The sequence below is a fragment of the Pseudarthrobacter kochi genome (genome assembly GCF_055412805.1).
This window is the reverse complement of the sequence record NZ_JBVAYV010000003.1, coordinates 51,209-64,846: the sequence shown is the minus strand read 5'-3', so window position 1 is coordinate 64,846 and position 13,638 is coordinate 51,209. Positions and strand designations below refer to the sequence as shown.

Sequence of the window (13,638 nt, the reverse complement as noted above, 5' to 3'; positions counted from 1 at the left end):
GAGAGACTCTATGGGTGCGAATCAGTGACTTTTGGCGCCTTATGGACGACGAATTCGGGGCAGGGTACTCCCGCGTCCTCAGCAGCTCCCTGGTCCTCGCGGGCGTCGGTGGCCGGACCGCCGACCAGGCCCTGGGCGCAGGTGTGCCTCCCCGCCAGGTGTGGCTGGCGCTGTGTGAGGTCCAGGACGTCCCGCCCGAGCGCCGGCTGGGCCGCGACGTCAAGCCGCGCTGACGCGGCTTCGCCCCTGACACGCCGCAAGGATTGTTCGAATATCTGTTCGGGTAGGACTATGCTTTTTTCAGAGTGTTTTCCACATATGCGGGGCCGGCAGGCAACTCTGTCGGTGGGTGCCAGTAGCTTCAGTAATGAACTGATCACCAACCTGATCAAGAACACTAAACACAGGGCCGGAACGGGCCCCTCCACAGCGAGAAAGTAATAGAGGTGTGAACCATGGCCGCAGCCCCGGATCGCCAGAAAGCGCTCGACGCAGCGCTTGCCCAGATCGACAAGCAGTTCGGCAAAGGCTCCGTCATGCGCCTTGGCGACGAAGTCCGTGCGCCCATCGAGGTTATTCCGACCGGCTCCATCGCCTTGGACATTGCCCTGGGAATTGGCGGCCTGCCCCGCGGCCGCGTTGTCGAAATCTACGGTCCGGAATCCTCCGGTAAGACCACGGTGGCCCTGCACGCGGTCGCCAGTGCCCAGCGCCTGGGCGGCATTGCCGCCTTCATCGACGCCGAGCACGCCCTCGATCCGGAATACGCCGCCAGGCTCGGCGTCGACACGGATGCCCTCCTGGTCTCCCAGCCCGACACCGGCGAGCAGGCCCTGGAAATCATGGACATGCTGATTGGCTCCGGTTCCCTTGACGTCATTGTCATCGACTCCGTCGCGGCCCTCGTTCCCCGCGCCGAAATCGAAGGCGACATGGGCGACAGCCACGTGGGCCTGCAGGCCCGCCTGATGAGCCAGGCGCTCCGGAAGATCACCGGCCGCCTGAGCCAGACCAAGACCACGGCCATCTTCATCAACCAGCTGCGCGAAAAGATCGGCGTCTTCTTCGGCTCACCGGAAACCACCACCGGTGGTAAGGCGCTGAAGTTCTACGCCTCGATCCGCATCGATGTCCGCAGGATCCAGACCCTCAAGGAGGGCGCGGACTCCGTCGGCAACCGCACCAAGGCCAAAATCGTCAAGAACAAGATGGCGCCGCCCTTCAAGATCGCCGAATTCGACATCATTTACGGCCAGGGCATCTCGCGAGAAGGCGGGATCATCGACATGGGTGTCGAACACGGCCTGATCAAGAAGTCCGGCTCGTGGTTCACCTACGACGGTGACCAGCTGGGCCAGGGCATGGAGAACTCGCGCCGCTTCCTGCGCGACAACCCGGAGCTGGCTGCCGAGCTGGAGCGCCTCATCAAGGAAAAGCTCGGCGTCGGAGTGAAGGCCCCCGCCGAGACCGAGGCATCACCGAAGCTGAAGGCCGTTGACGGCTTCTAACCGCCGGCCGCGCAAAGGGGCAGGATTCCCCTCCCGGGATCCTGCCCCCGGCCTGACGGGCCTGACCGGCCTGACCGGCGTTCACGGACCCGGAGACGGGCCCGGGGAACGTGCGGGGAAGGGGACCCGCCGTGCGGGTCCTTCCACCGAACAGGACCGTGACGCGGACCCGGCAGCGGTCGCACGTGCCATTGTCCTGCGGCAGCTGACCAACTCGCCCAAGAGCCGGCTGCAGCTCGCCCGCAAACTGGCCGAGTGCAACGTCCCGGACGACGTCGCCGAAGCCGTGCTGGACCGCTTCGAAGAAGTGAAACTCGTTGACGACGCGGACTTCGCCGACATGTGGGTGCGGTCCCGTTCGCAGAGCCGCAAACTCGCCAAGGGCGCGCTCCGGCGGGAACTTGCCGAGAAGGGCATTGAGGCGGAAACTGCCGCCACCGCGCTGGAACAGCTCAGCGACGAGGACGAGGAATCCGCGGCCCGCGAACTGGTCCAGCGGAAACTCCGGGGCGTGACCGGGTTCGAGGACCGCGCCGAGCGGGACAAAACCACCCGCCGGCTGGCTTCCATGCTCGCCCGCAAGGGCTACCAGCCCTCGCAGGCCTTCCGGATCGTGGGCGACGTCCTCGACGAGGCTGTGGCATGTTCCGGCGCAGGAGCCGAGCCGGATTCCTGAGCACGCCCCGGGGCCGCGCCGACCCGGTACCCTTAACAGGTGAGTTTGACCATTCCCTCCCCAGCAGCCGGCACCACCCCTTCCACCGACGCCTCGTCAACACCTGGCGCCGCGGCACAGCCCTCCGCGCCGCAGGCCCGCACGTACCAGGTGCGGACGTTCGGCTGCCAGATGAACGTGCACGATTCCGAGCGCATGTCCGGGATGCTCGAAGCCGCCGGTTATGTCCCCGCCGCCGGGGAACTGGCCGACGTCGTGGTCTTCAATACCTGCGCGGTGCGGGAAAACGCCGACAACAAGCTCTACGGAAACCTCGGCATGCTGGCGCCGGCTAAGGCCGCCAATCCCGGAATGCAGATCGCCGTCGGCGGGTGCCTGGCGCAGAAGGACCGCGACACCATCCTCAAGAAGGCCCCCTGGGTGGACGCCGTCTTCGGCACCCACAACGTGGGTGCCCTGCCTGCCCTGCTGGAACGGGCCCGCCACAACAACGAGGCACAACTCGAAATCCTCGAGTCGCTCGACGTCTTCCCCTCCACGCTGCCGACCAAGCGGGACTCGGTCTACGCCGGCTGGGTGTCGATCTCCGTCGGCTGCAACAACACCTGCACCTTCTGCATCGTCCCGGCCCTGCGCGGCAAGGAAAAGGACCGCCGCCCCGGCGACATCCTGGCCGAGATCCAGGCCCTCGTTGCCGACGGCGCCATCGAAGTAACCCTGCTGGGCCAGAACGTGAACTCCTATGGCGTTGAATTCGGCGACCGGCAGGCTTTCTCCAAACTGCTGCGCGCCTGCGGTGATATTCCCGGCCTGGAACGCGTCCGCTTCACAAGTCCGCACCCCGCCGCCTTCACCGACGACGTCATCGACGCCATGGCCGAGACCCCGAACGTTATGCCGCAGCTGCACATGCCCCTGCAGTCCGGCTCGGACAAGGTCCTCAAGGACATGAAGCGGTCCTACCGTTCCGCCAAGTTCCTCGGCATCCTGGACAAGGTCCGCGGGAAGATCCCGCATGCCGCGATCTCCACGGACATCATCGTCGGCTTCCCCGGCGAGACCGAGGAGGACTTCCAGGCCACGCTCGACGTCGTGGAGAAGTCCCGCTTCGCCACCGCCTTCACGTTCCAGTACTCCAAGCGGCCGGGCACGCCCGCCGCGGAGCTCCCGGACCAGCTCCCCAAGGCCGTGGTGCAGGAACGCTTCGAACGCCTCACCGCCCTGCAGGACAAGATCGCCGCCGAGGAGAACGCCCGCCAGCTCGGCCGGCGCGTGGAGGTCATGGTCACGGCCCACTCCGGACGTAAATCCGAGGAAACCCACCGGCTCTCCGGCCGGGCCCAGGACCAGCGCCTCGTCCACTTCTCCGTGCCCGACGGCGCCGAGTCGCCCCGCCCGGGCGACCTCGTCACTGTGACGATCACCGAGGCCGCGGCGTTCCACCTCGTCGCCGACCCGGCGTCGGCGCAGGACTACAGCCTTCGGCGCTCCCGCGCCGGCGATGCCTGGGACAGGTCGCAGGCGGACTCCTGCGGCGCACCCGCGCCCGGGTCCCCTTCCGGCACAACGGGCGTCTCGCTGGGCATGCCCACCCTCCCCGTCCGCGGCCGCTAGTCCGTGACAGCTCCGCAGGACGCCGCGGCCGGCAAAGGGTCCGCCGACAAAGCCGACAAAGCCGACATCGGGGCCGGACCCACACCGGACGGCGCATTACCGGCTCTGCCGGTCGTCGCCGTCGTCGGGCCAACCGGCTCCGGCAAGTCCGATCTTGCCGTCTCGCTGGCACTGGAGCTCGACGGCGAAGTCATCAACGCCGACTCCATGCAGTTCTACCGCGGTATGGACATCGGCACCGCGAAAATCACCGAGGCCGAACGCAGGGGAGTGCCACACCACCTCCTGGACATCCTGGACGTCACCGAGGAAGCCAGCGTCTCGGACTTCCAGCAGCAGGCCCGGGAGCTCATGGCCGGCATCCAAGCCCGCGGCAAACGCGCCATCCTGGCCGGCGGTTCCGGACTCTACGTCCGTGCCGCGCTGGACGTGCTGGAATTCCCGGGTACCGATCCTGCCATCCGGGGCCGGCTCGAAGCGGAACTGGAATCCGGCGGACCGGCGCCGTTGCGGGCGCGGCTGGAAGGCGTGGACCCGGTCTCCGCCGGCCGGCTTGGCGATGGACGCCGGATTGTCCGTGCCCTCGAGGTGTTCGAACTGACCGGGCGGCCGTTCAGTTCCTTTATGCCCACCCGCGAGTATTTCCAGCCCGCCGTGCAGATCGGGCTCGAGGTGGACCGGGAACAGCTCCGGGAACGGCTCGCACGCCGGGTCCACGCCATGGTGGAGGGCGGGCTGCTCGAAGAGGTCCGGAGGCTCGACGCCGCCGGACTCCGGCTCGGCCGCACAGCCCCGCGTGCCCTCGGCTATTCCCAGTTCCTCAAGGTCCTCGACGGCGAATCGGACACGGCGCGGGCAGCGGAGGAAACGATTGTCGCCACCCGGCAGTTCGCCCGCCGCCAGCTCACCTGGTTCCGGGCCGACCCCCGCATCCATTGGGTCGACTGGCAGGACCCGGAACTCGTGGCGAAGGCCGCCGCGCTCTGCGGCGGCGCCAAGTGACGGTGCTGTTTTGACGGTGCTGTTTTGACGGCGCTGTTTTGACGGCGCCCAATGACGGGATGATTGACGCGGGCATTTTCCGGCGGCCCGCACCGGAACGGTAACCTTGGAGCATGGACGAAACCCTGGCCGTGGCCGCTGACCGCAACCCCACCGGTGACACTGCAGCCCTGAGCGGACTCAAGTTTTCCAAAGGCCACGGGACGGGCAACGACTTTGTGCTCCTCGCCGACCCCAACGGCACCCTGGCAGTAACCCCGGAGCAGGTCGCCGCGCTCTGTGACCGCCACCGCGGAATCGGCGGCGACGGGCTGATCCGCGCCGTCCCGTCCCGGCTGCTCGCCGAGGGCCGGCAGCTGCTCACGCACCACCCGGACGCTGAATGGTTCATGGACTACCGCAACGGAGACGGCTCGCTGTCCGAGATGTGCGGCAACGGTGTCCGCGTCTTTGTGCACTTCCTGATCACCGAAGGCCTCGTAGACCTCCCCGCCGGCGAGTCACTGACCATCGGCACCCGTGGCGGCGCCAAGACGATCGTCCGCACCGCCGGCGGCTACGCCGTCGACATGGGTCCCTGGGAGTTCATCTTCCCGGGCGAGGCCACCGCGCGGGCCATGGACTCGCTGGTCAGCGCGGCGGGGCTGGAGGTCGCCCGGCCCGCGCTGTCCGTGAGCATGGGCAATCCGCACACCGTCGTGGCGCTGGCCGAACTCGCCGAGCTGGAGGCCACGCATCTGTTTAGCGCTCCGCACGTGGATCCGGCCCCGCCCCACGGCACCAACGTCGAGTTCGTTGTGCCCTCCGAGCCGCTGGTCCATGAGGGCGTCGGCACCATCACGATGCGCGTTCACGAGCGGGGAGTCGGGGAAACGCAATCCTGCGGCACCGGCGCCTGTGCCGCAGCGGTCGCAATCCGCCACTGGGCCGGCCAGGGCGCCCCGGACGTTTGGAACGTCCACGTCCCGGGAGGCGCCGTCGGCGTGAAGTTCTTCCTCGGTGCGGAGGGCCACGAGCACGTCGAGCTCAGCGGACCCGCGGTGATCGTGGCTAGCGGGACGCTTTCCTGACCCGAAGGATGCGGAACGACTTTGAGGTGCTCTCGCGCGTCACGGTGAAGCTGCTGTCCAGCTCCGCTGCGAGCCAGCGCTGCAGTGAATCCGAGCCCAGGTTCTTCTGCACGACAAGCCACGCGGAACCGCCTGGCGCCAGCCGCGGCAGCCAGAGGAGCAACAGGGCGTGGAGTTCGTCCTTGCCGATCCGGATGGGCGGGTTGGACCAGATGGTATCAAAGCGGAGCTCCGGGTCGACGGCGTCGGGCGTGCTGGCCGTGACATTGCCCAGTCCCAGCAAGGCCGCGTTTTCGTTGGTCAGCGTTACGCAGCGTTCGTTGACGTCCACGGCGTAGACCTGCGAGTGCGGTGCCCGCAGGGCCATGGTCAGCGCGATCGGACCCCAGCCGGAGCCGATGTCCAGCAGCGTGCCCTGCGGTGCCGGGGCGGGAGCCTCGGCCAGCAGCACGGCCGTGCCCTTGTCGATGTTGTCCGGGCTGAAGATGCCCGAGGACGTCTGCAACTGCCTGGTTTCACCGGCCAGCTCCACGGTCAGTGGCTTGCGGGTGAACGGCCCGGCAGGCTGGGCGCTGAAATAGTGTGCAGACTCCATAACTGCCCAGATTAGTTGGCTGACGGCCCGCAGGCGAAACCGCGGCGGGGGACCGGGGGTGCCTTTCCCATCTGCTAGTCTTAAAGACATGTTCCTGAACTTCAAGTAGCCGGCACGGGTTAACACCCGTCCCCGCAGCGACGCAGGTAGTTACCTTCCGCTCAGTGCGCCACCCCACGATGCTCCTGAAAAGGACCCACCGCTGGCGCCCGACCCTCTTGGAGTTTGGCAGTGCTCACTGGAGCGCGGCCGGGCGGACAGTCTCTCCCTCCCCAAGGCGACCACCACGCCTGTTCCCCCTTCTCACCGCTCCTGCGCGGAGCCCACCCTGCCCCCGGCACCGCTGCCGCAGGCATCCAGGAGACACCGATTGACCAATAGTCGTCAGCCCAGCGCGAATACCGCCCCACCCAGCCCCGATCGGCACTATTCTGAAACTGCCGAACCTCTAAAGGAGACCATGACCAGTCAGCCCAACACCGGACCCGATTCAGCAGCCCAGGACATGAGTCCTGCGGAAATCCAGGCTGTCATCGACCGGATCCTCTCCAAGGACACCCCTGCCCGGAAGGCAGCCCCGGCTGCCGGTGGGCCCACGTCGGTGCTCGGCAAGGCGCAGGCGATCTCCCGGCTGGACGAGGGACACAGCACGTACGACGGCGACCAGCAGGACCTCGAGGAACGGCACGCCCTGCGCCGTACCGCCGGCTTGTCGACCGAACTCGAGGACGTCACCGAGGTCGAATACCGGCAGCTGCGCCTCGAGCGCGTCGTCCTGGCCGGTCTCTGGAGCGAAGGAACCCTCGCCGATGCCGAGAACTCGCTCCGCGAACTCGCCGCCCTCGCCGAGACCGCCGGGTCGGAGGTCCTGGACGGCATCGTCCAGCGCCGCGCCAAGCCCGACCCCGGAACCTTCCTCGGTTCCGGCAAAGCCCAGGAGCTCAAGGACATCGTGATGTCCACCGGCGCGGACACCGTCGTCGTCGACGCCGAACTGGCCCCGTCCCAGCGCCGCAGCCTCGAAGACATCGTCAAAGTCAAGGTCATCGACCGCACCGCCCTGATCCTGGACATCTTTGCCCAGCACGCCAAGAGCCGCGAGGGCAAGGCCCAGGTGGAACTGGCCCAGCTCGAATACCTGCTCCCGCGCCTGCGCGGCTGGGGTGACTCGATGTCCCGCCAGGCCGGTGGCCAGGTGGGCGGTGCGGGTGCCGGCATGGGTTCGCGTGGTCCCGGTGAAACCAAAATCGAACTGGACCGCCGCCGGATCCGCACCCGGATGGCCAAGCTGCGGCGTGAAATCGCCGCGATGAAGCCGGCCCGCGAGACCAAGCGGGCCAACCGCCGTCGTAATGCTGTGCCCTCCGTCGCGATCGCCGGGTACACCAACGCCGGCAAGTCCTCGCTGCTGAACCGGCTGACCGACGCCGGTGTCCTCGTGGAGAACGCCCTGTTCGCCACGCTGGACCCGACGGTCCGCAAGGCGGAGACCTCGGACGGGCTGGGCTACACCCTCGCCGACACTGTCGGCTTCGTCCGTTCGCTGCCCACACAGCTCGTGGAGGCCTTCCGCTCCACCCTGGAGGAAGTCGCCGACGCGGACCTGATCCTGCACGTCGTGGACGTCTCCCACCCGGATCCGGAAGGCCAGATCGCCGCGGTCCGTAAGGTGTTCAGCGAAGTCGACGCACGCAAGGTGCCGGAAATCATCGTCCTGAACAAGGCCGACGCCGCCGACCCCTTCGTGATCGAACGGCTCAAGCAGCGCGAACCGCGCCACGTTGTGGTCTCGGCACGCACGGGCGAAGGCATCCCGGAACTGCTCAAGGCCATCAGCGAAGGCATCCCGCGGCCCAGCGTGAAGCTGGAACTGATGATCCCGTACAACCGCGGCGACCTGCTCAGCAAGCTGCACGAGACCGACGCCGAGATCGTCAGCCTCGACCACGAGGAAGCGGGCACCCGCGCCGTCGTGATGGTGCGCGAAGGATTCGCCGCTGAACTGGATTCGTTCATCAGCAATGACTGAGGCAGCGGTGACCGGGGCGGACACAGACACGGGCGATCCGGCGGGGGAGGACCCGGCAACTCAGGGCCCGGCACCAGTGGACCCCGCCGGGACGGACGCCGGGGAGACTGCATCCGCCGGAAAGCGTTCAGCCAGGACAGGCGGCCCGGCCGGCGAGGAGTTCGTCATCGAACTCCTCGACCGTGCCGTGTCGGGCATGGGTGGCCAGAGCCGCGACGGCCAGCACGAAATGGCCCGGCAGGTGGCGCACGCGATTGACAGCGGCGACCATCTGCTGGTCCAGGCCGGAACCGGCACCGGCAAGTCCCTGGCGTACCTGATTCCGCTCATCGCCCATTCGCTCGTGAGCGACAAGCCCACCCTGGTCTCCACCGCCACCCTGGCCCTGCAGACCCAGATTGTCGGCCGCGACCTGCCCCGGCTGCTGAAGACCATCACCCCGGCGCTCGAACGGCCCGTTAAGATCGCCCTCGTCAAGGGCCGTTCCAACTACGTGTGCCGCCACAAACTCGACGGCGGTTTCCCCTCGGAAGAACCCTCGGAAGGGCAGCTGTTCTCGCTCGGCGAGGATACCTCCGTGCCGCATTTCGCCGCGGCGATGGGCGGACCCTCGTCCCAGCTCGGCAAGGAAGTCGTCCGGCTGCGCGAATGGGCCGAGGACACCGTGACGGGGGACCGCGACGAACTCCTGCCCGGGGTGACAGACCGCGCCTGGCGGCAGGTCTCGGTCACCTCGATGGAGTGCCTTGGCGCGCAGAAATGCCCGCTCGCTGCCGAATGCTTCAGCGAACTGGCCCGCCGGAACGCCGCGGACGCCGACGTCGTGGTCACCAACCACGCCATGCTGGCCGTCAGCGCCTTCGAGGGCCTTGCCGTGCTGCCCGAATACGACGTTGTGGTGGTCGATGAAGCCCACGAACTCCAGGACCGGGTGACCGGTGCCGTCTCCGGCCAGCTCTCCGTCGCGATGGTGCACGCCGCCGCGTCCGGGGCACGGAAGCACACCGGCATCACCGTTGATGCCCTGAACAACGCCGCGTCCAACCTCGAACTCGCCATCGAAGGGGTCCCCAGCGGACTCATGCCCAACGGCCTCAACAGCGAACAGCTGGACTGCGTGGACCAGTTGCGGGACGCCTGCCGCGCGGCGCTCTCCGACTCCAAAGGGGACAGCGCCAACACGGCCGACGGCGGCCGGCAGCTCGCGCGGTCCCGCCTCATGGTGATCCTGGAGCTGTGCGAACGGCTGCTGGCGGCGCGGGAAAACCGCGAAGTGGTCTGGTTTTCCAGGAACAGCACCTTCGACCCACAGCAGGGCTACTCCCAGCCCGACGAGTCCGCGCCCGCCCTGATCAACGTCGCCCCCCTCAGCGTCGCGGGACGGCTCCGTGAGGGCCTGTTCGCGGACCACACCGTCATCCTGACCTCGGCCACCCTGGCGATCGGGTCAGCCTTCGAACCTGCTGCCGGCGGTCTCGGCCTGGTCGGACCCGGCGCCCCCAGCTGGACCGGGGTCGACGTCGGCTCGCCTTTCGAATACCCGAAACAGGGCATCCTCTACGTTGCGAAGCACCTGCCCAAACCCGGCCGCGGCACCTCTCCGGAAGCCCTCGACGAGCTCGAGAAGCTGATCCGGGCCTCCGGCGGCGGGGCCCTGTGCCTGTTCTCCTCCCGGCGCGCGGCGGAGGACGCCGCTGAGGCCATGCGGCCGCGACTGGACATGAGCATCCTGTGCCAGGGGGATTCGACCATGACGGCGCTCGTGAAGCAGTTCGCCGACGAACCGGACACCTGCCTCTTTGGCACCATGTCCCTATGGCAGGGTGTCGACGTGCCCGGGGCCTCCTGCCGCCTCGTCGTGATCGACCGGATTCCGTTCCCGCGGCCCGATGATCCCCTGATGACGGCGCGGTCCCGCGCGGTGGCCCAGGCCGGGGGTAACGGCTTTATGAGCGTTTCCGCGACCCACGCCGCCATCCGCCTGGCCCAGGGCGCCGGCCGGCTGATCCGCACAACGACGGACAGGGGAGTGGTGGCCGTGCTGGACTCCCGGCTGTCCACCGAACGCTACGGCGGATTCCTCCGCGCTGCCCTGCCGCCCTTCTGGCCCACCACCGACCCCGCCATCGCCCTCGCGGCCCTGGAACGGCTCGCGAAAGAATCCGGCCAGCCAGCCAGCTGACTACGGACGGGGGCGGGGCCGGGACGCGCGGGCCGCTGCTAGTGCTGCGGTGCTGGTGCCGACCGGTCCTAGAGGGAGCGAAGCACCGAGACGACTTTGCCCATGATCACGGCGTGATCGCCGAGGATGGGCTCGTACTGGGTGTTCTGCGGCAGCAGCCAGGTGTGGCCGTCGCGCTGGCGGAACGTCTTGACTGTTGCCTCGTCGTCCAGCAATGCGGCGACAATGTCGCCGTTGACGGCGTCGCCCTGCTGGCGCACAACCACCCAGTCGCCGTCGCAGATGGCCGCATCGATCATGGAATCTCCCGCGACCTTGAGCATAAAGAGTTCCCCGTGGCCCACCAGCTGGCGGGGCAGGGGCATGACGTCCTCCACGACCTGGTCGGCCAGGATCGGTCCGCCGGCGGCGATGCGGCCCACCAGCGGCACCATGGCGGTGTCGGTGGCGCTGGCCAGCTCGGACACGGACAATCCGCCCACTGTGCGCAGCCCGCCGGACTTCGCGGCCCCGGAAATCTTTGGGGTTCCCTCATCGAGGGTCAACGGCATCAGCACTTCCATGGCCCGGGGGCGTTTGGGATCGCGCCGCAGGTAGCCAAGTTTTTCCAGCTGTGAGAGCTGGTGGGTGACGCTGGACAGGCTGGCCAGTCCCACGGTGTCGCCGATCTCGCGCATGGACGGCGGATAGCCGTTGTCGGTGACCGAGCGCTGGATGGTTTCCAGGATCTTCTTTTGCCGGACGGTGAGGCTCTTGGGGGGCCGGGCTGCCTGCGGGGTTCGCTGGGTGGCCCTGCCGCCAGTGGCTTGTGCTGCCATGTTCGCCAACGCCTTTCCGTTCCGCCCGGCCGCCGTGGCTGCGGATGCCGGGAACTTCCGGCCTGAAATGTCAGACCCTGCTGATCAACTGCAGAAGTGGTTGTTCTTTGACTCAAACGTAGGCCAGCCACACCGCTTTTTCAAACATTTGTTCTAGCGAGTCTCGACAATGTTCGTCAATAAGTGCTAAAACAGAACAAGCAAGGTTCGAATATGTGTTCTAGTCATTCTCTGTTTGAGGCTGGGGCACTGCTCGGGCACAGCGCGACGTTCGGTTCTTTGTTCGAAGGTTAGACCGGTTGGCGGCAAGCAGGTGGAGTACGCCGGGCGGCACAGTATGGTCCAGGAGGGCTCAGTTCATGTCAGCATCAAGCGCGTTTCACGACACTTTCGGCCGCGACGCATTCGGCAACTACGGCCGGCCCGACGGCGGTGCATCCGTCGGCGGGTATGCGCCGGCCAACCAGGACAGCTCCATCAGCCGGGACAGCTCCATCAGCCGGGACAGTTCCATTCGCCGGCACAATCCCGCAGCGCCCGCACTGCGGGTGCGGCAGGCGCCGCTCAAGCTCACCCGGCGGGGACGCTTCGTCTTCATCGGCGTGCCGCTGATCCTGCTGGCCGCCCTCATCCTGTCCTTCAGCGGCTTCCTTAACGCGCCCGCCAAAGCGGCGGAATCCGCCTCCGAGCTGTCACTGACCCCCACGGTCACCGTGACAGTGCAGCCGGGCGAGTCACTCTGGGCCATCGCCGAAGCCGTGGCGCCGGAGCGCGATCCCCGCGATGTCGTGACCGATATCATCCAGCTGAACAACCTCGACGCCGCCCGCGTCGTGCCGGGCCAGGCCCTCTTCATCCCGTCCAAGTAGCGCGTTCGACCCCGTCAGCCGGGCCCTGCGGGGCGTCACAGTTTCGGGGCCCGCGGCGATCTCACTTAAACTAGTGAGGTGACTGACCAGTTAGAGCGCCTGAACCGACTTCCCCTCCGGACCAATCTGCGCGGCCTGACGCCCTACGGCGCGCCGCAGCTGGAGGTCCCCATCCTGCTCAACGTCAACGAGAACACCCATGGTGTCCCGGCCGATGTTCGGGCTGCCATCTCCGAGGCCGTCACGATCGCCGCCGCAGGCCTGAACCGGTATCCGGACCGCGAATTCACCGAGCTGCGCGAAGCCCTGGCGGAGTACCTGGGTCACGGACTGGGCGCCGACAACATCTGGGCCGCGAACGGCTCCAACGAGGTACTCCAGCAGATCCTCCAGGCCTTCGGCGGCCCGGGCCGCACCGCCCTTGGGTTCCCTCCCACCTACTCCATGTACCCGCTGCTGGCCGCCGGCACGGACACCGGGTACATCGTGGGCGTCCGCGCCGACGACTACGGACTGAGCGCCGAGTCGGCCGCCCGCCAGGTCCGCGAACTCCAGCCCAACATCGTCTTCCTGTGCTCCCCGAACAACCCCACCGGCACGGGCCTGGGGCTCGACGTCGTGGAGGCCGTGTACGAGGCCGGCGAAGCCAGCCAGACCATCGTGATCGTCGACGAGGCCTACCACGAGTTCGCCCACGACGGCACGCCCAGCGCCCTCACGCTCCTGCCCGGCCGGGAACGGCTGATCATCTCGCGCACCATGAGCAAGGCCTTCGCCCTTGCCGGTGCCCGTGTCGGCTACATGGCGGCTGCGCCGGAGGTCACTGACGCTCTGCGCCTGGTCCGGCTCCCATACCACCTTTCGGCCATCACCCAGGCGGCAGCCCTGGCCGCCCTGCACCACCGGGTCGCGCTGATGGCAGACGTCGAGGACATCAAGCGCCAGCGGGACAGGATTGTGTCCGAGCTGCAGCGGATGGGCCTCAAGCCGGCTGCTTCCGATTCGAACTACGTCTTCTTCGGCGGCCTCGACAACCCGCACGAGATCTGGCAGGGGCTGCTCGACGCCGGTGTGCTCATCCGGGACGTTGGCATTGCCGGGCACCTGCGGGTCACGGCCGGGACTGAGACGGAAACCACAGCCTTCCTCGAAGCCCTCGAGCGGATCCTGGCCGGCCGCGCAGTGCAGCCCGCCTAGACTTAACACCGGACATCCACACTGCCCTGTTCGCCGGGCACCGTCGTCATCCAACCGTCGTCATCCAAAGGACACGCA

At 67.6% G+C, this 13,638-nt stretch carries 12 protein-coding genes; 10 read left to right on the top strand and 2 right to left on the bottom strand.

Going from position 1 to position 13,638, the window contains the following annotated elements; all coding sequences use genetic code 11:
• Positions 1 to 14 precede the first annotated feature (14 nt).
• The 6 genes from ACZY0Y_RS02460 (at position 15) to dapF (ending at position 5,870) form a co-directional block, all read left to right on the top strand.
• Positions 15 to 233, top strand: a complete 219-nt coding sequence (locus tag ACZY0Y_RS02460; protein WP_160666697.1) for a DUF3046 domain-containing protein — start codon at positions 15 to 17, stop codon at positions 231 to 233.
• A 222-nt stretch (positions 234 to 455) separates the two neighbouring features.
• The gene (gene recA, locus ACZY0Y_RS02455; protein WP_160666695.1) at positions 456 to 1,508 is read left to right on the top strand and encodes a recombinase RecA; all 1,053 of its coding nucleotides are present in this window, start codon (positions 456 to 458) and stop codon (positions 1,506 to 1,508) included.
• A 190-nt stretch (positions 1,509 to 1,698) separates the two neighbouring features.
• Positions 1,699 to 2,184, top strand: a complete 486-nt coding sequence (locus ACZY0Y_RS02450) for a regulatory protein RecX (RefSeq protein ID WP_463956779.1) — start codon at positions 1,699 to 1,701, stop codon at positions 2,182 to 2,184.
• Between the two features lie 39 nt (positions 2,185 to 2,223).
• Positions 2,224 to 3,798, top strand: a complete 1,575-nt coding sequence (miaB, locus tag ACZY0Y_RS02445) for a tRNA (N6-isopentenyl adenosine(37)-C2)-methylthiotransferase MiaB (RefSeq protein WP_463956672.1) — start codon at positions 2,224 to 2,226, stop codon at positions 3,796 to 3,798.
• A 66-nt stretch (positions 3,799 to 3,864) separates the two neighbouring features.
• Positions 3,865 to 4,800, top strand: a complete 936-nt coding sequence (gene miaA, locus ACZY0Y_RS02440; protein WP_463956777.1) for a tRNA (adenosine(37)-N6)-dimethylallyltransferase MiaA — start codon at positions 3,865 to 3,867, stop codon at positions 4,798 to 4,800.
• Positions 4,801 to 4,913: 113 nt separating this feature from the next.
• Positions 4,914 to 5,870 (top strand): diaminopimelate epimerase, encoded by a 957-nt coding sequence (gene dapF / locus ACZY0Y_RS02435; RefSeq protein ID WP_463956671.1) that lies wholly within the window; start codon positions 4,914 to 4,916, stop codon positions 5,868 to 5,870.
• On the opposite strand, the gene ACZY0Y_RS02430 is transcribed toward dapF, so the two are convergent.
• A complete protein-coding gene (locus ACZY0Y_RS02430; protein WP_463880561.1) occupies positions 5,851 to 6,465 on the bottom strand; it encodes a class I SAM-dependent methyltransferase in 615 nt (204 codons plus the stop codon). The two genes, dapF and ACZY0Y_RS02430, sit on opposite strands and share 20 nt — an antisense overlap.
• 460 nt (positions 6,466 to 6,925) lie before the next feature.
• On the opposite strand from ACZY0Y_RS02430, the gene hflX reads away from it, so the two are divergent.
• Both hflX and ACZY0Y_RS02420 read left to right on the top strand, forming a co-directional pair.
• Positions 6,926 to 8,494, top strand: a complete 1,569-nt coding sequence (gene hflX / locus ACZY0Y_RS02425) for a GTPase HflX (RefSeq protein ID WP_463956670.1) — start codon at positions 6,926 to 6,928, stop codon at positions 8,492 to 8,494.
• Positions 8,487 to 10,676 carry an ATP-dependent DNA helicase gene (locus tag ACZY0Y_RS02420; RefSeq protein ID WP_463956669.1) on the top strand — a complete coding sequence of 730 codons (2,190 nt, stop codon included), beginning with the start codon at positions 8,487 to 8,489 and terminating at the stop codon, positions 10,674 to 10,676. The genes hflX and ACZY0Y_RS02420 overlap by 8 nt, the downstream gene beginning before the upstream one ends.
• A gap of 68 nt (positions 10,677 to 10,744) precedes the next feature.
• Here ACZY0Y_RS02420 and lexA read toward each other — a convergent pair whose 3' ends face one another.
• Positions 10,745 to 11,494: a transcriptional repressor LexA gene (gene lexA, locus ACZY0Y_RS02415; protein WP_463956668.1), complete on the bottom strand. Its 750-nt coding sequence runs from the start codon at positions 11,492 to 11,494 to the stop codon at positions 10,745 to 10,747.
• A gap of 359 nt (positions 11,495 to 11,853) precedes the next feature.
• On the opposite strand from lexA, the gene ACZY0Y_RS02410 reads away from it, so the two are divergent.
• Both ACZY0Y_RS02410 and ACZY0Y_RS02405 read left to right on the top strand, forming a co-directional pair.
• Positions 11,854 to 12,363: a LysM peptidoglycan-binding domain-containing protein gene (locus tag ACZY0Y_RS02410; protein WP_463956666.1), complete on the top strand. Its 510-nt coding sequence runs from the start codon at positions 11,854 to 11,856 to the stop codon at positions 12,361 to 12,363.
• 78 nt (positions 12,364 to 12,441) lie between these two features.
• Complete coding sequence (locus ACZY0Y_RS02405; protein ID WP_463880573.1) at positions 12,442 to 13,560, top strand: histidinol-phosphate transaminase; 1,119 nt, start codon at positions 12,442 to 12,444, stop codon at positions 13,558 to 13,560.
• Positions 13,561 to 13,638: the final 78 nt, after the last annotated feature.